This is a genomic window from Lactiplantibacillus dongliensis (assembly GCF_005405105.1).
In the GTDB taxonomy this organism is placed as follows: Bacteria; Bacillota; Bacilli; order Lactobacillales; family Lactobacillaceae; genus Lactiplantibacillus; species Lactiplantibacillus dongliensis.
In genome coordinates, this window is sequence record NZ_BJDK01000005.1 from 84,197 (window position 1) to 109,454 (window position 25,258).

General features: G+C 46.2%; 23 protein-coding genes and 1 tRNA gene. 17 read left to right on the plus strand and 7 right to left on the minus strand.

The features are described from left to right. The first annotated feature begins 221 nt into the window (after positions 1–221). From FFM80_RS02650 to FFM80_RS02660, 3 genes are all read left to right on the plus strand, one after another. Complete coding sequence (locus FFM80_RS02650) at positions 222–1,238, plus strand: diacylglycerol kinase (protein ID WP_137639385.1); 1,017 nt, start codon at positions 222–224, stop codon at positions 1,236–1,238. Between the two features lie 186 nt (positions 1,239–1,424). Continuing rightward, positions 1,425–2,795, plus strand: a complete 1,371-nt coding sequence (gene rlmD / locus FFM80_RS02655) for a 23S rRNA (uracil(1939)-C(5))-methyltransferase RlmD (protein WP_137635466.1) — start codon at positions 1,425–1,427, stop codon at positions 2,793–2,795. 671 nt (positions 2,796–3,466) lie between these two features. Further along, positions 3,467–4,609 (plus strand): MFS transporter, encoded by a 1,143-nt coding sequence (locus tag FFM80_RS02660; RefSeq protein ID WP_137639386.1) that lies wholly within the window; start codon positions 3,467–3,469, stop codon positions 4,607–4,609. Positions 4,610–4,770: 161 nt separating this feature from the next. On the opposite strand, the gene FFM80_RS02665 is transcribed toward FFM80_RS02660, so the two are convergent. The 3 genes from FFM80_RS02665 to FFM80_RS02675 form a co-directional block, all read right to left on the minus strand. Next, the gene (locus FFM80_RS02665; RefSeq protein ID WP_137639387.1) at positions 4,771–6,144 is read right to left on the minus strand and encodes an NAD-dependent succinate-semialdehyde dehydrogenase; all 1,374 of its coding nucleotides are present in this window, start codon (positions 6,142–6,144) and stop codon (positions 4,771–4,773) included. A gap of 269 nt (positions 6,145–6,413) precedes the next feature. Further along, positions 6,414–7,130 carry a DUF4811 domain-containing protein gene (locus FFM80_RS02670; protein ID WP_137639388.1) on the minus strand — a complete coding sequence of 239 codons (717 nt, stop codon included), beginning with the start codon at positions 7,128–7,130 and terminating at the stop codon, positions 6,414–6,416. Next, positions 7,127–8,572, minus strand: a complete 1,446-nt coding sequence (locus tag FFM80_RS02675; protein ID WP_137639389.1) for an MDR family MFS transporter — start codon at positions 8,570–8,572, stop codon at positions 7,127–7,129. Before FFM80_RS02675 ends, FFM80_RS02670 begins: the two co-directional genes overlap by 4 nt. A gap of 167 nt (positions 8,573–8,739) precedes the next feature. Between FFM80_RS02675 and FFM80_RS02680 the strand changes: the two genes are divergently transcribed. The 5 genes from FFM80_RS02680 (at position 8,740) to FFM80_RS02700 (ending at position 13,855) form a co-directional block, all read left to right on the plus strand. After that, positions 8,740–9,303 (plus strand): TetR/AcrR family transcriptional regulator, encoded by a 564-nt coding sequence (locus FFM80_RS02680; RefSeq protein WP_137639390.1) that lies wholly within the window; start codon positions 8,740–8,742, stop codon positions 9,301–9,303. A gap of 329 nt (positions 9,304–9,632) precedes the next feature. Continuing rightward, the gene (locus FFM80_RS02685) at positions 9,633–9,983 is read left to right on the plus strand and encodes a PadR family transcriptional regulator (protein WP_137639391.1); all 351 of its coding nucleotides are present in this window, start codon (positions 9,633–9,635) and stop codon (positions 9,981–9,983) included. After that, entirely contained in the window at positions 9,976–11,298 is a 1,323-nt protein-coding gene (locus tag FFM80_RS02690; protein WP_137639392.1) for a DUF4097 family beta strand repeat-containing protein, read from the plus strand. Before FFM80_RS02685 ends, FFM80_RS02690 begins: the two co-directional genes overlap by 8 nt. Positions 11,299–11,779: 481 nt before the next feature. Beyond that, complete coding sequence (locus FFM80_RS02695) at positions 11,780–12,466, plus strand: matrixin family metalloprotease (RefSeq protein WP_137639393.1); 687 nt, start codon at positions 11,780–11,782, stop codon at positions 12,464–12,466. Positions 12,467–12,529: 63 nt separating this feature from the next. Next, on the plus strand, positions 12,530–13,855 hold the full coding sequence (locus FFM80_RS02700; protein ID WP_137639394.1) for a hypothetical protein: 1,326 nt from the start codon (positions 12,530–12,532) through the stop codon (positions 13,853–13,855). 25 nt (positions 13,856–13,880) lie between these two features. On the opposite strand, the gene FFM80_RS02705 is transcribed toward FFM80_RS02700, so the two are convergent. After that, entirely contained in the window at positions 13,881–15,374 is a 1,494-nt protein-coding gene (locus tag FFM80_RS02705; RefSeq protein WP_137639395.1) for a gluconokinase, read from the minus strand. Between the two features lie 332 nt (positions 15,375–15,706). Between FFM80_RS02705 and FFM80_RS02710 the strand changes: the two genes are divergently transcribed. Next, the gene (locus tag FFM80_RS02710) at positions 15,707–16,585 is read left to right on the plus strand and encodes a MurR/RpiR family transcriptional regulator (protein ID WP_137639396.1); all 879 of its coding nucleotides are present in this window, start codon (positions 15,707–15,709) and stop codon (positions 16,583–16,585) included. 25 nt (positions 16,586–16,610) lie between these two features. Next, complete coding sequence (locus FFM80_RS02715; RefSeq protein WP_137639397.1) at positions 16,611–17,384, plus strand: GH25 family lysozyme; 774 nt, start codon at positions 16,611–16,613, stop codon at positions 17,382–17,384. A gap of 127 nt (positions 17,385–17,511) precedes the next feature. Here FFM80_RS02715 and FFM80_RS02720 read toward each other — a convergent pair whose 3' ends face one another. Next, positions 17,512–17,898 carry a DUF4828 domain-containing protein gene (locus FFM80_RS02720; protein WP_137639398.1) on the minus strand — a complete coding sequence of 129 codons (387 nt, stop codon included), beginning with the start codon at positions 17,896–17,898 and terminating at the stop codon, positions 17,512–17,514. A 218-nt stretch (positions 17,899–18,116) separates the two neighbouring features. Here FFM80_RS02720 and FFM80_RS02725 point away from each other — a divergent pair, with 218 nt between their 5' ends. The 3 genes from FFM80_RS02725 to FFM80_RS02735 all read left to right on the plus strand — a co-directional run bounded on the left by FFM80_RS02725 (position 18,117) and on the right by FFM80_RS02735 (position 20,616). Continuing rightward, positions 18,117–19,127 (plus strand): Gfo/Idh/MocA family protein, encoded by a 1,011-nt coding sequence (locus FFM80_RS02725; protein ID WP_137639399.1) that lies wholly within the window; start codon positions 18,117–18,119, stop codon positions 19,125–19,127. 12 nt (positions 19,128–19,139) lie between these two features. Then, positions 19,140–20,495, plus strand: a complete 1,356-nt coding sequence (locus FFM80_RS02730) for a DEAD/DEAH box helicase (protein WP_137639400.1) — start codon at positions 19,140–19,142, stop codon at positions 20,493–20,495. A gap of 48 nt (positions 20,496–20,543) precedes the next feature. After that, positions 20,544–20,616, plus strand: a tRNA-Arg gene (locus tag FFM80_RS02735). Positions 20,617–21,334: 718 nt separating this feature from the next. Here the strand turns inward: FFM80_RS02735 and FFM80_RS02740 are convergent. Further along, on the minus strand, positions 21,335–22,057 hold the full coding sequence (locus FFM80_RS02740) for a hypothetical protein (RefSeq protein ID WP_137639401.1): 723 nt from the start codon (positions 22,055–22,057) through the stop codon (positions 21,335–21,337). Positions 22,058–22,222: 165 nt separating this feature from the next. Here FFM80_RS02740 and FFM80_RS02745 point away from each other — a divergent pair, with 165 nt between their 5' ends. From FFM80_RS02745 to FFM80_RS02760, 4 genes are all read left to right on the plus strand, one after another. Then, positions 22,223–22,753, plus strand: a complete 531-nt coding sequence (locus tag FFM80_RS02745) for a DUF1697 domain-containing protein (RefSeq protein WP_137639402.1) — start codon at positions 22,223–22,225, stop codon at positions 22,751–22,753. A 119-nt stretch (positions 22,754–22,872) separates the two neighbouring features. Further along, a complete protein-coding gene (locus FFM80_RS02750) occupies positions 22,873–23,211 on the plus strand; it encodes a helix-turn-helix domain-containing protein (RefSeq protein WP_137639403.1) in 339 nt (112 codons plus the stop codon). Continuing rightward, on the plus strand, positions 23,204–24,019 hold the full coding sequence (locus FFM80_RS02755; RefSeq protein WP_137639404.1) for an ImmA/IrrE family metallo-endopeptidase: 816 nt from the start codon (positions 23,204–23,206) through the stop codon (positions 24,017–24,019). Before FFM80_RS02750 ends, FFM80_RS02755 begins: the two co-directional genes overlap by 8 nt. Then, positions 24,016–24,657, plus strand: coding sequence for a hypothetical protein (locus FFM80_RS02760; RefSeq protein ID WP_137639405.1), 642 nt, complete (start codon positions 24,016–24,018; stop codon positions 24,655–24,657). The genes FFM80_RS02755 and FFM80_RS02760 overlap by 4 nt, the downstream gene beginning before the upstream one ends. 74 nt (positions 24,658–24,731) lie before the next feature. On the opposite strand, the gene FFM80_RS02765 is transcribed toward FFM80_RS02760, so the two are convergent. Then, positions 24,732–25,172 carry a universal stress protein gene (locus FFM80_RS02765; protein ID WP_137639406.1) on the minus strand — a complete coding sequence of 147 codons (441 nt, stop codon included), beginning with the start codon at positions 25,170–25,172 and terminating at the stop codon, positions 24,732–24,734. Between the last annotated feature and the right edge of the window lie 86 nt (positions 25,173–25,258).

A 25,258-nucleotide genomic window follows, 5' to 3' on the forward strand; every position in this document is an offset into this window, starting at 1 on the left:
AGCCGGGTGAGACTGAGCATTGCCTAGCTAGGCAATGATACCGGTGTACTTTCCGGTATGATTGACTGGCGTAGCAAGCGGAAGTCTCAGGCTTGCCGAACACGTTTCGGCAAATCAAGCCCAAAAAAGGCGGTCAATCACCGCCTTTACTAAGCAACAGTAAGTTAAGATAAAACACTAAAGAACAGATACTAAACAGACAGGACGCGGAGGAAAGTAACATGCGTAAACGGGCACGACTAATTTATAACCCGACTTCTGGACGTGAGGCTTTGGCCCATGATCTAGTCGAAATTTTAGGGATCTTTGAACAGGCCGGGTACGAGACCAGTGCTTATGCGACGACGCCAACCCCAAATTCGGCGGCTGACGAAGCGCGTCGGTGTGCCAAAGATGGGTTTGAATTAATTGTCGCAGCCGGTGGCGATGGCACCATCAACCAAGTGGTCAACGGGCTAGCCGGCTTAAAACGGCGGCCTAAGATGGCTATTATCCCGGCTGGAACGACGAATGACTATGCTCGGGCGTTACACATTCCCCGTGATAATCCCGTCGCGGCGGCGAAAGTCGTTTTAAAGCAACAAACGGTTAAAATGGATATCGGCCAAGCCGGTGACCAGTATTTCATCAACATTGCGGCTGGTGGGATGCTGACGGAACTGACTTATGATGTCCCCTCACAATTGAAGTCAATCTTTGGTTACGCAGCTTATTTAGCCAAAGGGGCTGAATTATTGCCACGGGTTAAACCAATTGAGATGGATTTGAAGTATGACGGCGGGCACTTTAAAGGCAAGGCCTCAATGTTTTTCTTAGCGCTGACGAATTCAGTCGGTGGCTTTGAAAAGATCGTGCCGGATGCCTCGTTAGATGATGGTAAGTTCACAATGATTATTGTGAAGACCAGTAATTTAGCGAAAATCTTGCATTTGATGACCTTAGTCTTGAATGGCGGGAAGCATATCAATGATCCAAGCATCATTTATGTGAAGACCAATAAAGTGGTTGCTAAGCCGGTTGAGGGTCGGTTAATGATTAACTTGGATGGCGAATACGGCGGCGATGCCCCGATGACGTTTAAGGATTTTAAGCAACATATTGAATTCTTTGCGGATACGGATCGTATTCCAGAAGAGGCCATTACGGATTCTGATTCTGAATTGCAAGATGCGGAGCGGAATTTTGTCTCTGCCGTCGATCAATTACCAGCCGATAAGTCGGAAACGGAAACTGAATAGCTTGCTTAAATTATCGTTTACCGATACAATGGTGAACGGTAATTTTTTTAACGACCTGAATCGGTGGGCTAATCAGTGCGTCGCCCTGATTGCCCGATCTAAGGCGTTTCAACTAAATCCGTCAGGTGAAAAAGCCTGTTTATATAAAATAATTAAACTAGTCAAGAAAGAAAAACGAGGAATTTCATGAAAGTAAATTTACCAGTTTATAAAGGTGAAGTCTTAGATGTTGATATCATGGACTTAACTTATCAAGGGATGGGTGTCGCGAAAGTCGATAATTACCCAATCTTTATCGATAATGCGTTACCAGAAGAAAAGATCTCCGTTAAAGTGACCAAGACGACTAAAAACTTCGCGTTTGGGGATGTCGAACAAATCAAGCAAGTTAGCCCCCATCGGGTTAACCCTAAAGGGCGGGTCTACCGTCAGACTGGGATTGCGCCGTTGCAACATTTGGAATACAGCGAACAATTGAAGTTCAAGCAACATCAAATCGCTGAATTATTCGCCAAAGTGCATATGGACGATGTGGAAGTCTTACCAACCATTGGGATGGAAAATCCAACCCAATACCGGAATAAGGCGCAAGTGCCAGTTCGGAAAGTCCAAGGCGAATTGACGACTGGTTTTTACAAGAAGAATAGTCATCAATTAATGCCGATTGAAGATTACTATATTCAAGACCCAGCAATTGACCAAGCTATTGTGGTTATTCGGGACATCTTACGGAAATACCATGAAGCCCCTTATGATGAATTTCATCATAGTGGGACGATTCGGACGATCATGGTTCGGCGTGGTTACTACAGCCATGAAATGATGGTTGTGATTGTGACGCGGACGAAACATTTGCCAATGGCTGACGTGGTCGTATCGGAGATTCAAGCCGCTTTACCTGAGGTGGTCAGCATCATCCAAAACGTCAACCAAAAGCAGACTAACGTCATCTTAGGACCGGTTAACAACGTGCTAGCGGGTAAATCAACTATTGATGATCAATTATTAGGGTTGACCTTTGCGATTTCGGCCCAGTCCTTCTACCAAGTTAATCCCCAACAAACTGAAAAGTTGTACCAATTGGCGATTGACAAGGCTGGTTTAACTGGCAATGAAACGGTGATCGATGCGTATTCTGGGATTGGGACGATCTCACTTACGATGGCGCAACATGCCAAGCAAGTTTATGGAGTCGATATTGTACCAGCCGCGATTGACAATGCCCGTCAAAACGCTGACAAGAATGATATTCATAATGTGAAGTTCGTCTTGGATAGTGCTGAAAAGGCGATGGCTAAGTGGGCTGAAGATGATATCAAACCAGATGTCGTTGTCGTTGATCCCCCACGTAAAGGTCTTGATGCGGCCTTTATCGAAAGTGCCGCTGAAATGGGACCAAAGCGCGTGGTCTACATTAGTTGTAACCCATCGACTTTAGTGCGCGATGTCCAACGTTTTGGTGAACACGGCTACCACATCTGTGCGCCGGTTCAGCCAGTGGACCAATTCCCACAAACACCACACATTGAAAGTGTGACCGTCTTAGAACGCGACTAAATTTGAGTTGATTAAAGCAAGCTGACCGTTAGTTGGCTTGTTTTTTTCGTATTCATAAAGGTGTAATTTGCCACTCTGGTTGGCCCAGAATCGGCTGGAACGTGGTGGCCACGTTTGCGAGCCAAAGTGCGGTCTCGCAAGCCGGGCTTGATCTAAGTTGCCCAAAATCAGGCAACTTAGATCAACGACACCACTGAGCCAATTCTGGCCCGCCCGGCGTTAATTAGTGGCTATTAAAAAATTAGTGATTGATTATTTTCAATTCGGTCATTTAGCCGAGAGGTTGGTTCCTAAAATGCTCAGCCGTGTCGTTGGCCTTAGTGCGAGGGGGTTGCTCGGACTTTAGGCCAAGGCCAGTTTTGAAGACCGGGCTTGGCTTCAAAATGGCCCATGGCGTTCCAGCGTTTTAGGAACCAACCGGCAGGCGGCAATTTTAACAAGCACCCAGCGTTTAGGACTATATTTGTTTTTTAACCCTTCGTCCATAAAAATTATCCTTGATTTTTCAACAGGTGATACGGTAGACTTTATCTTAAATTCAAAATAATTAATTCGGAAGACTTATAAGTTAGATAAGGTACTCACAAGAGTATCGGAGGGCTGCGGCCAGATAAGATGGTTTAAACTATCTTTTCTGGTCGCCTTTTTTGTCTTTGGGGGAGGAAGTAAGGATGGAAACATCGTATTGGAATCGGAACTTTATTTTAATCTTAATTGGGAATGCGCTTTTATTTATGGTTTACAACATGCAGGTCCCGGTTTTGCCGTTGTATGGGAAAAAGTTGGGGTTAACGCCTGGTCAGATTGGTATTTTTGTGGGCGCGATTATGTTTGCCGCGTTAGTTACGCGATTATTTGTCCCTTGGTTTTCGGAGCGTTTTTCTAAAAAAATTTTATTGATGGTGGGTATCTTCCTGTATTTATTAGCCGCAGTCGGTTACCCCTTACTTGGTAGTTTTGGGTTGTTAGTCTTATTACGGTTATTCAACGGTCTGGGGCATGGGCTGACGACGACTTACTTTGCGACTTCCGCTGCCGATGAATTACCGCATCAAAAGATTGGTGAGGGGATGGGCTACTTTGGTATTGGGACGATGGTGACGGCGTCGTTAGCGCCATTACTAGCATTAGCCGTTGTTCAGCATTATTCCTTTCAAGCGTTCTTTTTAACGTGTATCGGTATTTTAGCAGCCGCCTTAGTTGCTATTTTGGGGACGACTGCTAAGCCGCGGCGCGTGCAGAACGCTGTTAAAGCGCCAGTTTTTGATCGGCAATTTTTACCGCAGTGTGGTCTCGTGTTCATTTTGGGGATTCTAATGAGCGGGGTCATGACATTTACGCCCATCTATGCGCAACTACGGCATTTAACGGCTATCTCGGGCTTCTTTTTTGTTGCCGCCATCGCCGGGGTCGTGATTCGACCGATTGTTGGCCGCACGTTTGACCAACGGGGACCCCGCTTGATTTTGATGCTCAGCACTGGCCTACTGCTGATTGGCGTTATTTTGATTGCGGTGGTGACTAGTAATTGGCTCCTGATCATTGCGGGCATCTTTTACGGGGTGGCCGATGGGGCGATTTACCCGACCTTGCAAGCGTGGTTGTTTAAAGTCACTACGATTGATAATCGGGATACTGCGACGGGCATGTTTTTAAATGCGTATGATTTGGGTATGGGACTGGGCGCCGTTAGCTTAGGTTGGTTGGTCGAAGGGGTGACTTATCAAGGCATGTTTTGGGTGTTGGCACTAGTTTCGTTGGGCTATATTGGCGTGGCGTTGAGGGCTAGTCGCTCGACAAATCAGTTAGACTGATATTAAAAAGGTCGTGCGACGGATTTCAAGTCGCACGACCTTTTTTTAGAGACGCTGATGTTTGGTGCTAGTTAACTTAAAGTGTTGCTCTGGTTGAGCCAGTATCGGCTGAAACGCGTGACCAACAGGCGGTAACTTAAATTAGCACTAAGTGGATGTTTTTAGTGTTCACTAGCATTCAAAATCAAATGTTCATTGACGAAGGCATTCAGTCCTGATTCACATAATTCCCGACCGTAGCCGGAATGTTTAACGCCACCGAATGGTAGTTCTGGTGCTGTGATCCAAGCGCGGTTAATGGTGGTCATCCCCGCTTCCAATTGTTGCGCCACCCGGTCGGCACGGTTAGCGTCTTGGGAGAAGACAGTGCTGCCTAGACCGTAGCTGGAATCGTTGGCCAAGGCAATTGCTTCAGCTTCTGAGTGAACTTTGTAGACTGCGGCGACGGGGCCAAACATTTCTTCGTCAAATGCCGGATTATCTTTCGTAATATCGGTTAAAATCGTGGGTTCAAAGAATTGTCCAGGTAAGTCGATTGGATGGTTCCCCGCGTATACGTTGGCGCCCGCAGCAATCGCGGCATCGACTTGCTTTTGTAACTTTTGCTTAGCCCGCGCTGAGTTCATCGGTGCTAGCGTCGTTGCGGGATCGAGGGGATCACCTGGTTTGGCTTTGGCGAATTCAGCCTTCATATAAGCTAAGAAGTCCTCATACTTATCAGCCATCACGATGAAACGTTTTGAGGCAGAACAAACTTGGCCGTTATTGAATAGGCGGGCTTGTGGCGCGACGGCCTTAACTAAGTCCCAGTCGGCGTCATCTAGAATAATAAAGGCATCGTTGCCGCCTAGTTCCATCGTTGACTTCTTCAAGTTAGCGCCGGCTTCTTGGGCCACGGCGGCGCCACCACGTTCTGAACCAGTTAAGGCCACGCCGGCAACCCGCTTGTCCGCAATGGCAGCACTGACTTGGTCATAGCTGATAAAGAGATTGGTCAGACTACCCGCGGGGGCACCGGCGCGAGTAACGACGTCGGCAAAGGCGGCCGCGGAACTAGGCGTGTTGGAGGCATGCTTCAAAATCATCGGATTACCGACCATATAGTTGGGCGCAAAGACCCGCATAATCTGGTAGTAAGGGAAATTCCACGGTTCGACCATCACTAGAATTCCGACGGCTTGCTTGGCAAAATAAGCCTTACCAGCTCCGGTTGTCAGTGGGGTGGGGGCTAAAAGGTCAGCGCCGTGATCGGCAAAGTAGTCGGCAATATCAGCACAAAGCTCGACTTCGGCTTCGGCTTCACCAATCAGCTTGCCCATTTCGGTCGTTAAAACCGTGGCCAGTTGATGTTTTTCAGTCCGCATTAAAGTGGCCAGTTGGTGTAAGGTGGCCGCACGAGTGCTAGGGGCGGCTGTCCGCCACTGTTGGTATAGTTGGTGTCCACTGGCTAACGCCTGCTCAAGTTCGGCGTCAGTGGTGTTTGGATACGTTTTTAAAAGCTCATTGGTATATGGATTAATTGTTTTGTAAGCCATGTTGATTGCTCCCTTGTCTATTTGGTTGCTATGAAATCGTTTTCTAACCGGGTTTGTCTTCTAAAATACCCGTTCAAGGGGGGTGAAGTCAAGTGAAAGCGCTGTAATTATTATTTAGATCATCGGTAATCCCCTGTCTTTATTAGGGTTGCGCCTAAATTTATTCAAAATTGGTATAGTTATTTTTGTTAGCCCATTTAGGTCCTGGGTTACAAAGAAAGACCAGTAGCTGGTGGCTGAATTTACCCGCTACTGGTCCATGGTTCGGTTTAATATTTAGATTGTTGTTGGGCTTGTTTAATGAGTTTGGCAAGCCTACTTGGCGTTTGTTTTTGGAGTTGTTGTTCAACCTGGGCTTTAGCCTGAGCAACACTTAGACTCGGGTCAGCGGTCCGTAATTGCTTGATTTTAGTCGCCATGGTTGCTTGTTCGGTTGTCTTTAAGACCTGGGCTTGTTTTGCCAGCCATTGTGCCTGACTGACACTCAAGGTTGCCCAGTTGTTTGGCAGCCTGAATGTCTGGCGACGATTGATTAAGGTTGTATGGTTGCCAGTGAGACTAAATAACCAACGCCAAATCGCGTTACGGTAAGTCCAACGCGTGGTTTTAGTTGTTAAGACGGCGGTGTTAGTCTTTGACGGTCGAACAGTGACGTGGGTCGTCAAGTTAGCCGCGGTATGTTGACGTTTCGTTTGATTCATTGGCCGATAAATGTAAATTCTTTCGGTCGTCGCGTGTTTGATCGGCGCATACAGCAACAGTGAGACCGCATCATTTTTAACTGCGGACTGCAAGGTAGTCGTGGTCGTTTTAGTGACCGCTTGCATGCCCCAATGTTGGGTATCATTACCAATCATTAAGCTGGCCGCAATGACTAGAACCAGTAGGCTAGTGCCGCCAACTGCCCACCGTTGGACTCGCTGTTTTAAAGCTAGAAAGCCTACGATAAAGCCGAGTAAGCCCAGCATAAGTATGATTAAAATCATTTGATCACCTGAGCTTTCTGGGGCTTTTTAACCAAGCTGGCTAGGATTAAGCCCAATAGTCCCATGACTGTCGCCACTAAAAAGGCGGCGTGAAAGCCGTGCATGGCGGCGGTAGTCAGTTGGTCACGATAGACTAATGGGGCGTGTGTCAGTAGCGCCACAGCTGGTTGCGCTTGCGTCGTCACGTTAGTCAAGACACTGCCCAAAATGGCGGTCCCCATCGACGTCATGACTTGCCGCATCGTACTATTGATTGCGGTGCCATGACTGAGCTGAATACCGGTTAGATCAACGGAACTAGCGGCTGTCAATGGCATTGCGACTAGTGCGACGCCACTCATTAAGACGATGTATTCGAATAAAATATAGGTATAGGGCGTCTGCTGGGTTAAAAAGGCAAAGGGGAGCGTACCTAACGTCAATAAGAACATGCCCATTAACGCTAAACGCCGACCGCCAATATGATCATAAGCGCGCCCGCTAACCAGACTGATGACCCCGTATAAGAGTGCGCCGGGAAGAATCATCAAGCCAGATTGCAAGGGTGTTAACCCGCGCACGTTTTGCAAGTACATCGGTAGCACGACTTGGATCCCAATCATGGCCGTATTTGCCAGCGCCGTAATGAGGGAGGCAATCGTAAATGACGGTACTTTTAATAGCCGGATGTTGAGCAACGGTTGGGCTTGCGGCCATTCACGCCAAACGAAACCGGCAATTAACAAGATGCCGACAACAATGCTGCCCCAAACAATCGGCGCGCCCCAACCGGAATTACCGACTGATGAAAAGCCGTAGAGTAGACTACCAAAGCCAAGCGTCGATAACGCGATTGCACCGGCGTCTAAGGGGGACTTCTTCAATGGAATGACTGGTTTAACAGTAAAGATGGCGAGTAGCAAGACGATGAATACTGGCGGAATCATCATGCCAAAGAGGTCGCGCCAACTCGCATTATCCAAGATCCAGCCAGAGACGGTTGGCCCCAGGGCGGGTGCCAAGCCAATCACAATACCGCCAAGGCCCATCATCGTACCGCGCTTTTCGGGCGGATAAATGACCAGTAGGACTGTTTGAATCGTTGGAAAAGTAATCCCAATTCCTAAGGCTTGGACTAATCGACCTAGTAGAATCAGCTGAAAATTCGTAGCGGTGTAACTAATGATCAAGCCGCCTAAAAAGCAACTGAGGGCCGCAACGTAAATGACGCGCAGACTAAAATTATTCAGTAACCACGCACTGACGGGAATCATAATCCCCATCACTAACAGCGAGCCGGTCGTCAACCATTGGACGGTTGCGCTGGAGATTGAAAACTTCGTCATCAGCGTGGGATACGTGGTAACTAGCATATTCGTGGTAAGTGCTGTACAAAAAGTGCCTAAAATCAAGGTCAGCGTCAGCCATAATTGACTGTAACGATGACCAGTTGTATCAACCATTTTTTCGCCTCATTTTTGAATTTGTTGACAAACTTATCTAATCAGTTTAGCTATTATAAGCCTTTTTACTAAAAATTTAAATAGTTTGACTGCATGAACACAATAAAAATTATAAAAATGCGGTATAATAACTAACGAATCAACTTTGAGGGTGGGGGAAAAAAGCAATGGTTAAAAGAAGAACGTTAACCCAGGCGAAAGTGTTAGCAACTGCTAACCAACTAATTGAGACCAAGGGGATTAATGGTTTAACGATCCGTGACTTGGCGCTCGTCTTAGATGTACGACCACAGTCGATTTATAACTATGTCGATAGTTTAAGTGATTTACTCGACCAAGTCGGCATACAATTTATTCAAGGCGTGACTGACCAATTAAATGAAAAGATGGTCGGGGTTGAAGGCGATGCTGCATTAATGGTATTCGCCCAAGAATTCCGGGTCGCTTGTGAACGGCATAAGGGCTTAACGCCGGTAATGCTAGACATGAACGATTCTTTAAAAATTCCACGCACACGGAAAGCTTTGGTCAAGATGTACCAAGATATGTTCCGACCATTACAATTAGACGACAGTGCGCGGGTTGAGAACACCTTGTACCGGTCGGCTTTATTCGGGTTCATTATTCAAGAAATCGGGGGCTTCTTTACGATGTCACAAGATGCCTTGGATAAACGTTTTACGCAGACGATGCAGTTGGCGATTGATCAGACGCATATGCCTAAAGAGTGAGAGGGCCAACGGGTTGCCACTGAGCATTGCCTAGCTAGGCAATGATGCCGGTGAATTTTCCGGGATTATTGACTGGCGTAGCAAGCGGAAGCGGCAGTTGGACCGAACACGTTTCGGCAAAACAAAAAACACGACCCGAAACTTCAAGTCACAGTAAATTCGCATTGAACGAGCGTGCTTAAAAGCAGCGCAGTCAAAAAGACTGACTTCCAAAAAGAAGTCAGTCTTTTTTTAACCAATTACTTTGACACACACAGTAATTGGTGGTACATTATTGTCATCGATAATTACTATGTGACACATAATACTATTTTGAAAGGAAGTCCATGATGAAACCGGAAATTTCTAAAGAGACGATTCGGGGTCATACCACGACCATTGTTTTGAATATTTTAAATCAAGGTGATAGCTATGGCTATGCGATTGCAAAGACGATTAAAACGTTAAGCCATGCAGCCTATGATATTAATGAAGCCACCCTCTATACCGTCTTTCGGCGACTAGAAAAGAATGGTGATATTACGAGTTATTGGGGTAATGAGACTCAGGGCGGCCGGCGAAAGTACTATCGCATTTCGCCACAAGGCCAGGCGACTTTACAACATAACATTGACGAATGGCATTTTGCCAAACAAGTCATTGACGATTTGATCTTAGGAAGGATTGACGAACATGAGTGAAAAAATTGAACAGTTGGTGGCCATGCGGTTGAATACGTATTTTAAGGCGCAACCGATGACGCCGGCGTTAACCGAATTAAAAACAGAACTGGCCACCGATTTAAACGAAGCTGCGAACGATAAAGTCAAAGCGGGTCAAGAACCAGAAGCTGCCGTTGCTGAAGCCTTTAGCGACTTTGGTGATATTAATGAATTAATCCAGCAAGTGAACGCTGAAAACGGGACGGCACAGGACTTACATGGACATCATATCGTGGTCGACGATGCGGGTGTTTCCATTGATGATGGAAACACGTTGAAGATTAATCATGACGGGGTCTCAATCAATCATGGGGCTATCAAAGCAGATGAACATGGGTTGAAAATTGGAAAATTGGTGATGGATGAATCAGGGATTAACTACGACGGTGAACCAGTCATGCAGCCAGACTTTGGTGATCCTGTCCAGCCGTTGAATTTGGCTGGTGAATATCAAGATAATTTGCGATTAGTCAATGAACAACGGTTTGCCGCCGCAGAGATTAATGACTTATCAATCGCCTATCGTTCTGCGACGGTCAAAGTGTTGCCAACGGTTGGTGGTGAGGATGAGATTATTGTGCGCGAATATATGAAACCAAATAATACGGCCTATTATGCGCACACGAGCCAACAGGGCAGTGCTTTAAGCATTGAACAAGGGAAAGTGCCGTTCTTAATCCCGTTGCGGGTACACGTTCAGATTCATGTTCCAGCCAACTATACAGGTGATTTGAAGCTCGCTAGCAAGTCGGGATCGGTATTGTTAGCAGGACTTAAACAGCTGCAGGTCGTCAACTTACGAATTACTAGCGGCAGTTGTCGGGTGGATAGTGTGGCGGCCACCGCAATGAGTGCGGATATTATCTCTGGGAGCTTGCGGCTCAGCCAAGTACGGGTTACGGATCAATTTGGGATGTTGGTCAAGAGTGGTCGCATCAAGTTAGCTAGTGTGCAGGCCGGTCAATTCACGGTCAATGCCACGAGCGGCAGCATTCAGGGCATCGATGTCACTGGTAGCGGGAGTTGGACGGCACATTCTGGGTCAATCAAGTTGGCTATGAAACAACTCACAGGTGACTTGAACTTGAATGCGCATAGCGGGTCGATCAAGTTAGCGATGCCATTGGATGCCAGCTATCGGTATCAATTGGAATCACATAGCGGTCGGGTCACATCACCAGCTCAAGCTGTTAAGGAACACGTTGCGGATGGCTATCAAGCGGGTTACGTGGGGCCGACTGCACAGTACTTGATTAACGGTCGTGTGCATAGCGGGTCGATTAAATTGTATTAGGATGTTTGGCGCTAGTCGAAGTTGCCACCTTCACAATCTTTGGACAAGTATCTTTCAGAACGTCAAAAACGGTGCCACCCCTAACCAGGTGCGCACCGTTTTTGTGATTGCAAATTTTCCGAACGCAAATAGTGGCGTTTTTAAAACCAGGTATCATATAATCTACATAGAGCAGTTTAGAAGATTAAGTGATCCTGACTGGTTTCGCCGATTAACTAGCCGCGACTGACAGCGTCGTTGCGGCTAATCCCAGTGACAACAGTAACCGAGACTGTAACGGTACTAGCTACTGGAAAAATAAGCTATTGCATATTGTTGGTCAAGTTGAGCGAAACCCGTTATGATGGTCTTAGGGAATTAAATCAAGGGTCATTTAGTCGATTAGGGTTTATAGTACGAACTAACAAACCCGTTAATTACTTTAAACCAAAATTAACCATGTGACGGGATCTTCCGTCGATAATCTGAGGGGGTTATATTAATGAAGTCCAAGCATCAACTAGCCATCGCCAGCCTAATGACTGTGGGCGCACTAATGATGACGGCCCAACCAATCGCTGCGGCCACATCATCCAGTACACCGATTGCCCCATGGCGTTATGACAAGAAAACAACCACGTATCGTGACAAATCGACCTCGCCATATTACAAAGACGTTTGGCGTCAAGCTACGAAGAATTGGCAAAAACAAGGCTTTAAGTGGCAATCAACCAAGAACAGTAGTAAAACAACGTTGACGTCATATGCTGATAAGTCAGCCAAAGGGGTCGTTTATATTGGGATGAAGCAAACGACGTATACGGCTAGTGGGCGGATTATTAAGAATAAAGTGATGCTTAACCGGGCCTCGTTCCAGAAGTTTAAGTACAATAAGGCGGAACGGGTTAAGGTCGCTGAACATGAACTGGGGCATGCACTAGGGTTAGCGCATAATCAACGGGGAAGTGTGTCCGTGATGAACCCCGCTAACCGTTCGTATGCGATTAAGAAGGTTGACGTTAAAGGGATGCAGCGGCGATACCAAACCCCTTATAAGACGGTGACTAATGATACCGTTTACGTCGCCAACTCATCCCTAAAGGCCAATCCTTACTTAGAGATCCAAACGGTCTTCGGTCACGATCATGATTGCGAAACGGCGTCACAATTTACCTTAACACCATTTTAACGGTCACTAGCGAGCAACCTTTTAGGAGGTGCTCGTTTATTTTTTGCTTTGGGGGCGAGTCAAATGACGTGGCAGACTTACCAAGATCTCAATAGTCAGCAACCGTTCGAGATTGTCGGGCAATGGGGCTTTACGCCGACTGAGTTGCCGTACAGTGGGACCTTACATTATCAACCACAGGCGATGCATTTATTGTTAACGGCCAATGATTTGGCAATTAGTCAGCATCAACAAGCCTTTTTATACGGGCGTGGCACGGTAGTTCTACCGGTGGCAAACGGCGCACCGGTTTATTTGCCGGTTAAGGTCAGCCTGAGCGGACTCTATCCGGTGCGACAGCAACAGACCTTTCAAAATGATGACCAGCAAGCGGTGCTGGATTATGGCGTGCTCGGAATGGTACTCGGCGGCTTTGTGACGGCCACGACGCGGCTGGCGGCATTGCAACTTGATTTGTTGAATCTAACAGCGTGGCTGCAACCCGCGGTGGGGACGGTGAAGCGGTCGTCAGCGCCGACAGCTAAGCCGCAAGATTGGTTTCAGTTTACGATTGGTCAGCGGACCTATCAGTTACTGACGACGACTAGACCGTTAGTCGGAACTTTGCTAGGAGACCAACAAGTTTCTGGCTTTCAAGTCCATCAAAGTATTGGCGTGGCTCTCGGCACTGGCGGTGGCAGCTTGCGGGAGGTGTCACTGATTGCGAAACAAGTTGCTGACTGGTTAGCCGTGGTCAGCGGGCAACCAACCGTGGTGACCCGGCTGGTGGGTCAAGTTGCGGATCAGCAGCTGATGATTTTTGAGACGACTGCTGATCAAGCCGTTAGTTGTGATTTCCGCTTTACGCGACTAGCAATCCCGCGTGATAACGCGTGGTATCAGGCGATGGCGTTATCGTTACGCAATTGGTTAATGACCTACGACAAGCTGGTGCCGGTGGTCAACACCCTAACCCCGACGCGCCCCGTTCAAGATATTAATGGTGAAATCCAACGTATTTGTAATTGCCTGAATATTATTTTCGATGCTTTTTATAAAAATAAAGGTCGCAAAAAAGAAGTTTACTACCGCCGTAAGGTCAAGATTGTGTTGGAAAATTGTGCGCCACAAGAGCTGCAACAAGCGATGGGGGCGTTGCCAGTTGTGCGAACGACGAATCAGTTATTAGATCTGATTCGCGATGCCCGCAACGTTTCCGCCCATAGTTCGCTGGCCGTCACTACCGTCAAAGGACTGACCACGATTGGTCAAAAATATCAATTTCAACTAGTGATGAAGACCTTGCTACGCTTATGGTTGTTACATCAATTAGGCGTGTCGCCGACCATCTTAGCGGCAGAAGTTCGGTTAGCGCAGCCCTTTGAAGTGGCGATGACGCAGACTTGGTAGCTAGTAAAAAAGATTAGCCGTTAAGCTAATCTTTTTTAGTCATCAACGCAGCTAATTTTCCGAAAAGCGGCTGGTAAGCGGTGGTCAGTTCTTGATAAAGCGGATATAACCGTTGATAAGTTGCCACCGCTGAGGAATCTGGGGTGACAATCTGCTCGTGGCCCACTAACTGTGCCACGGCTGTCAGATCGGTTACTTGATCTAAACTAACCCAGCCCAAGACAGCCGCGCCTAGACACGAACTCTCGAAACTATCCGGAATAACTAACGGAGTCGCGAAGATATCGGCTAGTAGTTGCCGCCAGGTCGCAGAATTAGCAAACCCACCTGTAGCTTGCAGGCTTTTGAAGGGACCAGTTAATTGCTGGACCAACTTAGCGACTTGGACCAGATTAAAGCCGATTCCTTCCAAAGCGGCGCGACTCAGGTCCGCACGGGTATGTTGAGCAGTTAAGCCAAAGTAAGCGCCCCGGGCATCCGCATTCCATAGTGGCGCGCGTTCGCCATTTAGATAAGGGTGCATTAACAGGCCATGACTGCCAGCTGGCACTTGACTGGCCAATTGGGTGATGGTCGCGTAGGAAGCCCCGTCAAAAAAGGTATCACGAACCCATTTTAAAACGTTACCGCCGTTATTGACCGGCCCGCCAATGACCCAGCGATGTGGTGCTAAGTAGTAACAAAATAGTCGACCGTGCGGATCAAGCTGCGGCTGGTCGGTCACGACCCGAATGGCCCCGGATGTCCCAATGGTTAATGCCGCTACGCCTGGCTCAATGGCATTGACGCCTAGATTAGATAAGCAGCCGTCACTGGCGCCAACAATCAGCGGTGTCTGGGGATTGAGCTGCCACTTGGTCGCCAAGGCTGATTTTAAGCCAATCACTTGGGCGGTGGTATCCACGAGTCGGGGTAACTGTTCAGCCTGAATATGAGCTAGCTTTAACGCCAGCGGGTCCCAGTCGAAGTGCTGCAAGTTAAAGAGACCGGTGGCATTTGCAATCGAATAGTCCATGACTAACTGACCCGTGAGTTGATCGATGACGTAACTTTTGATATCCACCACCCACCGCGCTTTCGCCAGGAGATTAGGCTTGGTTTCGGCAAGCCAAGCTAACTTAGCTAATGGCGTCATGGGGCGTAATGGTGTACCGGTATTTAGATAGAGTTGATGTGCTTGTGGTAGGGCACGGAGCCGATCAGCAGCTGCCTTAGCCCGGTTGTCAGCCCAAGTGTACATGCGCGTCAACGGCTGATGGGCGTCATCTAACAAAATCAAACTATGCATGGCGGCCGAAAAACTAATGCCGCCAATTGGTTGTTTAGCTTGCGGTAGCACGGCTTGAATGCCAGTCAAAACGGCTTTGAAAATTGCAGCGGGTTCTTCTTCAGCCATGCCCGGCAAGTCTTGATAGAGCGGGTAGCCATGGTTAGCGCTGGCGGCAACTTGGCCGTTAGCATCATATAAGACGACTTTAGTACTGGTTGTGCCGATATCGACACCTAACATCGGTTGCATTTATTAAGAACTCCTTTTTATGACGTGTTACGCTTGGTGCTAGTGGGATCAGATTACCATTCTGGTTGGGCCAGCATTGGCAAAAACGTGATGGCCGTTTTGGGCAGCCGAAGCGGTCTTCCAAGCCGGGGGTTATCTAAGTTGGAAAATTACCGACCAAGATAAACGACAGCACTGCGCATTTTAGACCCCAACTGGCAGGCGGCAATTTTGACTAGCACCAAGTGTCAAAGTTAATTTTCAGTTTACAGGCAAACGGGCGTCGGCGCAATTGAACCGGTCTGGGGCAAATTTCAATATTGTGGTAAAATTTGGTCATGGAGGTGGCCGCTTTGTCCACACAGAAATCTGCACATCGTAATCGCGTTTTGACCTTGATTCGGTCGTACTATCCTAACCTTAGTCACACCGATCGCAAAATTGCCGATTATATTATTAAAGACCCCGTTAAAACGGCGGCGCAATCTATTTCTGATTTGGCAGCAGCCGTGGGGGTTTCAACGGCGACCGTATCACGTTTTGTAAAGCGCATTAGTTTTAACAGTTTTCGTGACTTTTCAAGAGAGCTGACGGCGGCCGAACCGTTAGAACAATCGAATGCGGAGGCGTTTCAAGACGTTGAGAAGCAAACGACTTTTAAAGGAATTGCGGATTCGACGTTTAATAGTATTCGGAGTTCCTTGGATCAGACCAGTCAAGTGATGACGGAGGCTGACTTAAAAGCCGCGACTGAATTATTATTGGGAGCCCGCATCATTGGATTCTACGGGCTCGGCGGTTCGGCGGTGGCGTCTTTGGATGGCTATCATAAGTTCGTTCGCACGGGGATTTTATGTGCGCATAATACGGACTATGATATGCAGTTGATGCAGGCGGCTCAAATGACTGCTAAAGATGTCGCGGTCGTGATTTCTCATACCGGCCGGAACCAACAGACGTTACAAATTTTAAATACATTAATTGAACACCAGGTACCGGTGATTGCGTTGACGAGCTTTGGTAATTCACCCTTAGCCAAGGGGAGTACAGTGGCCTTTATCTCCGTTGCGGAAGAGGTTAATTATCGTTCCGAAGGGCTGACGTCCTTGATTGCACAGATGAGTATTATTGATAGTCTGTTCTTAATGACGGCGGTACATGGTGATCGTCAGATGGCGGCTAGCTTAGGGCGCGTGCGCGATGCGATTAGTCAGACGCGAACGGAATTATAGGCGATTGTTGGGGTGATTAGTAAAGATGGCAACACAACATACACGACCGATCTACGCGCGTACGCGTGGGGCTAAATGGCGACATCGATTAGGGTTAGTCCTAATCCTAGTCCTAGTTGCGGGGCTAATCTGGGGTGGCCTGCAATGGCTACAGTTTCGGCGTGACGCCGTGGTGCAAGGTTTTAATGTCCGTGGCGTGGCGGTGAGTCAAAATGATGGTTATTTAGATTTTGCGGCGTTACAAAAAGATGGGCTGAAGTTTGTCTACTTGAAGGCAACTCAAGGTGCCAGTTATAGTGATGATAACTTTAGTAGCAGTTACTCGCGGATTCTAGGGACGAGTTTAGGAGTTGGGGTGTACCATGTCTTTAGCTTTTCCAGTTCTGGGCAAGCACAGACGGCTTACTTTGAAAAGACGGTCAATGATAATGTCGGTAACTTGCCGATTGGGATTCAAGTCCAGTATTACGGTGACTATACCAGCGATACCGTCAACGTCAAGCGCGCGCAAAAGCAGTTACGCGCGTTAGTCTTAAATCTAACGGACCATTATAATCGTCATTGTGTCATCTGGACGACGCCAACGATCGCTAAGCACATTGTAAAGCCGGTGATCAAGAAAACACCGCTTTGGTTAGATACGACGCAAACACGCCAACAAAGTCAGCGCGTCTTATTTATGCACTATACCAATCGCGCAGTTTATCGGCAAAATGGGACTAGTCAGGAATTTAACGGGCTGATCTTTAATGGTAATGACGATGCCTTTCAAAAGGTGATTGCGGCTGGGTTGAATTAAGTGTTCCTGAATCTGTCTTGTGAGTTAGGCGCCCATCTTGGTTACTTGTTAGCATGATAATGGATTTAAATCTGTTTAAACTATAAAAGCACTTGAACTTCAAAAAAAGTTCAAGTGCTTTTATAGATTAGTAGGCGGCATCTTGTTTGCCGATATTGGGCGATAAGATGACATAATTACGATTGTCAGCTTCATCGAATAGGGCAACCGGCCGCTGTTCGTTGGCCTTAACTTCCAAATGGAAGCCGTATTGATCAAGCAAAACCAGTTCACTGGGCGAGATTGATTCCACGGTGGCCGGCATTGCGCGACCATCAATTTTAATGAGCATATTTAGATCAATCTCTAACTTGTGATCGCGGTGATGCTCTTCGTCACGATACGTCCACGTTCCCGCGTAAAAAACGGGGAGATCGTCGCTAGCGTTATCAGTTGGGTGTTGCTTACGTAAAAATGTGCTTGAGAGTCCTGCCAGTAATGATAGGCCAAATAAAATGGCGCCACGTCGCTTCACCGGATCAACCTTCTTTCCTTAAGTTTACAGTTAAAATATACCACTATTCAGCTACGTCCGTCACGAAATATGGTTTTCTTAGCAAAGCTTTTACGTTCCTGACATTTTTGGGTAATGAAAGACATCTTTTCGCCACAAAACTGGTAAACTGTAACTATTGAGATTAATCAGTTTTATTAAAATTAAACCGGTTACACGGAATTGAAGGGATGTTTAGTATGTTAAAATTAGGAATTATCGGGACAAACTGGATTACGCAACAATTTATTGATGCGGCCAACGAATCGGGCGAGTGGCAATTGACTACCGTTTATTCACGACGGTTGGATCGTGCCGATGAATTTGCCGAACATAATGGCGCTACGGAAACCTTTGATGATTTGGAACAATTTTTCAGTCAGGGGAGTTTCGATGCGGTCTATATTGCGTCGCCAAATAGTTTACACTTTAGCCAAGCCAAGATGGCCATTGAACATGGCAAGCACGTCATTGTTGAAAAGCCAGCCGTGGCTAACCAAGCCGAGTTTGAACAATTAGATGAGTTGTTGGCAGCCCATCCCGCTGTTCTGTGCTTTGAAGCTGCGCGTCAGGTTCATGAAGTGAACTTCAAGCGGATTCAAGCTAAATTGCAACAGATGGACCGTATTCAAGGGGCGACCTTGACGTACATGAAGTATTCATCCCGGTATGATGCCGTCTTGGCCGGTCAAGAGCCCAACATCTTCTCATTGAAGTTTGCCGGTGGGGCCTTGCAAGATCTTGGGGTGTACGTCGCTTATGATGCGGTCGCTTGGTTCGGGATGCCCGATGACGTGGCGTACTATCCAAGTCTGGCGCCAACAAAAGTGGATAATAAAGGGATCGCCATTTTACAATATCCAAGCTTTAATGTGACGCTGAATATGGGGAAGTCCAGCAACTCTTATCTCCCATCAGAAATTTATGGCTTAAAAGATACTATCGTCATGGACAATGCCGCTGAATTGGCTAAAGTCACTTATTATGATGTCGATGGGCACGCTCAAAATATTGGCGTGGCTCCAGATAAGAATCCAATGTTAGCCGAAGCGCGTGACTTTGCGGCCGTGATCAATGATCCGGCGGGACACGCGGCTGACTATCAAGCATGGCGGCAATTGAGTCGCAATGTCAATAAACTACTATTTAATTTACGGCAATCCGCGCATCTGTACTTTTCAGATGATGAACGCGATACGCCCGCTGAATAGAAATGAGGAACTATGTTAGACGTATTTAAAGAAAAATTTATGGCTCAAGGGTTTACCGAACCGTCACCAATTCAAACGGCGGTTGAAACCCCAATGCTGGCTGGAGAATCTGTCTTAGGCTTAGCGCCCACGGGTTCTGGGAAGACGTTGGCGTTTACTTGGCCAATTCTGGAACAAATTCATGTGGGTGAAGGCACGCAAGCCTTGATCTTAGCACCGTCACAAGAACTAGCGATGCAGACGACGAATGTGGTGCGTGACTGGGCACAATTGATTGATGCCAAAGTCTTAGCTATTACCGGTGGCGCCAATGTTAAGCGCCAATTGGAAAAGCTTAAAAAACATCCTGAGATTATTGTCGGGACGCCGGGTCGGATTACCAATTTGATTGGCGATGGCAAGCTGAAGCTCGGTCATTTACAGACGATGATCGTGGACGAAGCCGATGAATTGTTGACTGACGAAACCTTAGATCAGATCCGCGAAATTTTAGATGCAACCTTTGCTGAATCGCTACAATTAGGCTTCTTCTCAGCGACTGAGACCAAGATTTTAGATGAACTTGATCGTTGGTTTGGTCAAAAGGTCCAGAAGATTGATGTCCGGGCCATTGACCAAACGCAAGGGATCGTTCGTCATCGGACCATGGAAGTCGGTAACCGGCACCGCGCTGATTTGTTGAAGCGAATTAGTCGTGTCGACCATTTGCGGGCATTAGTGTTCTTCAACAAGATGCAAGAATTGCAGCACGTTTTAGTGGATCTACGCCATCAACATGTTAGTTTTGCCGCATTGACGAGTACTCAACGACAAGTCGAACGTGAAAAAGCCTTGCGCTTATTCCGACAAGGTAAGGTAGATTTGTTATTAACGACTGATTTAGCTGCTCGGGGCCTAGATGTCCCTGAGTTGCCAGCTGTTATTAACTTCCAGTTGCCAAAAGATGTGACGACTTATATTCACCGTAGTGGGCGGACTGGTCGCATGGGGGCAGCTGGTTTAGTTATCACACTAGGCGATGATCATGATATTCGTGACTTCAAGAAGATGATGAAGTCGACGGATTATGAAATTAAACCTGCTTATCTAGCTGGGTATCAAGTTGTGGATACGAAACCAGCCAAAGTCAAGCCAACCTTAACCTTTGATCATCCGGCTAGCGCTACTGAGCCAGCTGGGGCATTGCATCGGGTCGCTGGCGCGGGTCATCCAGACTCCGTCCGTGAAGAGCCCATTGTTGGCGTTGAACGACCAGCTAAGGCAGCCAAGAAGTCAGCTGAAACTCCGAAGAAGCATCGTGGCCATAATAAGCATTCCAAGAAAAAAGGGATGCGTAAAAAGAATCGCGAGCGCTTTAGCGAGAAGTAATTGAAAATTTAGTCAATCCGTGAGATGATATTTGACGGATTGATTTTTGGCCTTATAGCACAACTGGATAGGGCACCCGCCTCCTAAGCGGTTGATCCCGGTTCGAGTCCGGGTAAGGCCATTATTATCGCTATCAAACCGTTTCATATCGACGCTAAACGTTGCTATGAAACGGTTTTTGATTTTTGCGAAACGATGTGAATCGATATTTTGGTGCACAATTAGGCATCTTCGGAAATTGTGTGCACCAAGTTGTGCACCGGAACACTCATGGCGTTAAGCACCACCAGGGATTGGCGCGGTTTCTAATTTTCCGTTTTCCAATATAATAGGCACTATTTTTGGTGGCAGTTATAATTAAAGCAGCACTACAATCCCTTTAATAACGGAATTGTAGTGCTGCTCTACTTTAGATTGAAATTGATATTATATACGCTTGGTGCTAGTTGGCTTAAATTGCCACTCTGGTTGGTCCAGAATCGGCTGGAACGTGGTGGCCACGTTTTCGAGCCATAGTGCGGTCTCGAAAGCCGGGCTTTATCTAAGTCGGAAAATCACCGACTAAGATAAACGACACCACTGAGCCAATTCTGGACCGCCCGGCGTTAACTAACAGGTATTAAAAAACTAACGATTGATTATTTCCTATTTCCAGTTCGGTTATTTAGCCGAGCGGTTGGTTCCTAAAATGCTCAGCCGTGTCGTTGACTTCAAAATGGCCCATGGCGTTTCAGCGTTTTAGGAACCAACCGGCAGGCGGCAATTTCAACTAGCACCAAGCGTATTATATAGATGACTATAATAACGATTTTTACGGCTATCTATAATTGGTTATTAGGCTATTTTAAAGTTGTAACGGCTTCAAATAATGAACTACCCAAGTTATAAGCAGCTGTCGAATAGTCTGAATCAGAGTTTGCACTATTAGTAGCTTCTTCTAATCGACTATTCTGGGCAGATAATTGGGCATTAGTTGCTGAATCGAAGCGACCGGCAAAGAGGTGGTAGGCAGCCGACATTGCTTTAGCATCTTCAATTGTATCCCCAAAGCCCATGTCATCGATGGCATTAGCTAGATTGTCGTATGGCATGTTCGTATTAATACCAGTAAAGTTGGATAATACTGAGTCTTGATCATCTGGGGACATGGTTCGTACAATTGCGACTAGCTTTTTAATATCTGACTTATGTTGTTTTGCGGCTTTCACGTTGAATTTAGTCAGATTACCATGCCAAGCCCAGCCTTTAACGGAGCCTTTACTATTTTTAATGTAGTAGTAAACAGCTTTCTTCCCGTTAGATTTTTTAACATGGGCTGACTTTGTGGCATAGAAAGTTGTCTTAAGATAATTCTTCCCGTTATGACGTTTTTTAGTTAACTTGGCACTTGAATAGAGGTAGCCTGCATTAATATGATAAGCTGTTTTCTTAATGTGTTTGGAACTAAGTACTTTTGCAGCTTTCGTTTTGGCTAAGACATTCAAAGTGTTGCTAGGCATAGCAGCGACACCCATACTCAATGATAAGACCCCGACTGCTGCTAATTTGACAAATTTACGCAATTTACTGCGCCTCCAAAATAATATTTTTAAACGTTATAATTATATCATTTTAATGTTTAATGAATAGATGGAATATTAATAATCGAAATGGGAGGATATAACGTATACTAAATTTAGTTCAATAATAATCGATAACCATAACTAATTTAAAACGAGGATGAACCAATGAAATATCTATTATTATTACGTGGTGTCAATGTTGGCGGCAATCATCGTGTGCCAATGGCCGATTTGCGGGCATTGTTTACCGCCGCTGGATGTACTGACGTGTATTCCTATATCAATAGTGGCAATTTGTTTTTTACCAGTTCCTTAGCCACAGCGGCAGTTACTGAATTAACGTCCCAACTATTAAAGACTAATTTTGATTTTCCAATTGATTTTCGCGTGTTGACCCAGCCAGAATTTATGGCTGATTTGGCCTTAGCACCGGCATGGTGGGGACAAGAGTCACAGTTGCGACACAACGCGTTGTTTAAGTTGACTGAATATGATCCTGAACTGGAACAGTGGCTATTGCCCAAGCTAACTGACTATGATCAGGTCTTGATCACGCCCAATGTTATTTTCTGGACGTCAACTTTAAAAGTGAATTTTAGCAAGTCATTTTATTCCAAGTTAATCGGTACGCCGTTTTATAAGCAGACGAGTGCCCGGAACTATAATACGACGATGAAATTGAAAAACTTATTTTGAAGACAGTTCTTGTCTCTTGATTAACAATTAGATCGATTCTTTTGTTAATATTAACAAGCATGATATAATAACCGATATCATAGCCAGTTGTTCAGACATTAGCGAGAGAGGATGGCAAGATGAATAATCAAACGACAATTGCTAATATTCAAGCTTGGTTATTAGCACATGAGCGCTCACAAAAATGGTTGGCAGAAAAGTTAGTGATTACGCCAGCATTAATTAGTCAAATTTTAAATGGTAAACGAAAATTACAAACACAACAATTGATTAAGATCTCCAAAATCACTGGTGTACCACTGGCTGAGCTAACAGCTAGTCCACAAGTTAAAGCTGAGCATCAGCCACAGTACGAGTTGCGGGGACACTTTTCTAAGCCCAAAGCCCAGCATGATTTTGAACAGCTACTTTGGGATATCGAACGATATGTTGATTTAAAGGAGAGCATCCATGATTAGCGCTGATAAGAAGGCTTTTTCTGAGAATCTGGCTGAGTTAGCGGCGGATGTTTTTTTGAGAACTAACTTTGGCTTGGAACTGTTTATTGGCGCTGATATTGAAACTGTTTTGGCTGAGCAAACGGCTGTTATTTATCAAAATAGTGATGATCCGACCTATGCTGGCGCATCAATTCATTATCGTCAGCAGACATTTGTCGTGTTAAATACGCACCAAGATTTGCGAGCACGTTATTATAGTGCTGCGCATGAATTATGGCATCTTGCTTTAGGGACAAAGTGGTTTGGTACTGCTAGTGCAATGATTGAAGCACAAACGGCGCTTAATCTTTTTGATGCTGAGCGAGCAGCCGATCACTTTGCGGCCGCGGTCATGTTACCTAGAACTATGGTAAATACAACTTGGCAGAAAGCAACGCAAAACCAGAAAAGTCCTGAAATTGACGCGATGTGTGCTGCAATTGTGAGACTGGCAAACTTGTCGGCAATGCCCTATGTCGCAGTTACACGTCGGTTGCAAGAGTTGGGGCTATTATCGTCAGATGCCAAGTTGGTTAAGTGGCATGAAAAAGATTGGTTGGCATATTTGGTACAAGCGAATTTTCCACCAAGCCCTTTAAATCAGCCAGCCCCATTTGAAAGCTTTAACGTGTTGGCGGATTTTGTTGAAGGCTTAGTTCAAAAGAAACAATTAACTTTAATCGAAGCGGCTAATTTACTAGCCCATACGGATCCTAAACGAGCTAATCGTTATTTAAAACGGCGGCAACAGCTGATGGCACAGCAATCGGGAGGAACCGTTGAATGAATCGACGAGCAGTCCGAGTCTTTGTTGATACAAATATGTTGATTTTTGCAGCACAATATTTAAAAACAAATGTTTTTGAGTGGATTGATGAACTATATGATAATGTTTGGATTCATGTTGATGTTTTAGATGAATTATTGGTTGCACGGCAAGTTGTTGAGAGCGAAATTCAAAGGCGGGCGTGGCATGTATTTGATCCGGTAACGCTCACTACTGATGAACGAGTTATTTATCAGGCCCAGGTCAATCAAATAAAAGCAGCCTTTCGCCGAATGAATCAGCATCGTGCTGAACAAGGTAAGCGCGTCAAATACACAACTGATACTGGTGAAATTGCGATTTTAGCAGTGTGCCTGTTAGAGGACGCACAGTTAATTTGCAGTAATGACGCTGATATCGGTACGGTAGTTGAGCAAGAACAGTATACCTATGTTGATGCAACAACCGGATTGGAACAATTAATCGTTCAAGATTCATTAGCTGATTTTTGCTATTATTGTGTCGTTGAAGCTGGGATTGCTAAGTCTAAGGTACGTCACTTTTACAAATCACTTTTTGACAATAAGTATGAGCGACAACAGAAGTTAACTGAATTTGACCAACGGCTAGCTGCTATTTTGACTGATAGACATAATTAGAATAAGGCATCGTAGAAATGGGTATTCTGTCCATTCTACGATGCCTTTTATTGGCTAGTTGTGTAAACTTGATTTTACCGAATGACCAGCACATTACACGGTGCCTGATCAACCACATAACTCGTGGTCGAGCCAACAGCCACGCGATGTGGCGAATCCTTACCAGTGGCACCGATGACAATCAGATCAATATCAGAATGTTGTTTGGCATAGGCTTCAATCAAGCGTTTCGGGTTACCGTATGCGACTTCTACATAGAATTGAGGTACGGTGGTCGTGGCGACGAAGCGTTGGCGGTCGCGCATGTCGGCGTGGGCATGGTTGGCCTCGGCTTCTAACAGCTTATTTAAAACGGGGTCCAGTGCTGGTGTGTGATAAGCACGATCATCAACGACGTACAAAGCAGTGAGTTGAGCGTGATGCCGCTGGGCGATATTAACGGCTTCCGTGAAAGCTGTTTGGGCTTGAGCGGAGCTGTCGACGGGCGCTAGAATGTGCGTGTAAGGACTTGGCATATGACCACCTCCGTTATTTTGCCTTAATCATAACCGATGCGCTGACGTTTAGGAAGCTAAATGCACCTTTTAAGTGGCTTTCGTAT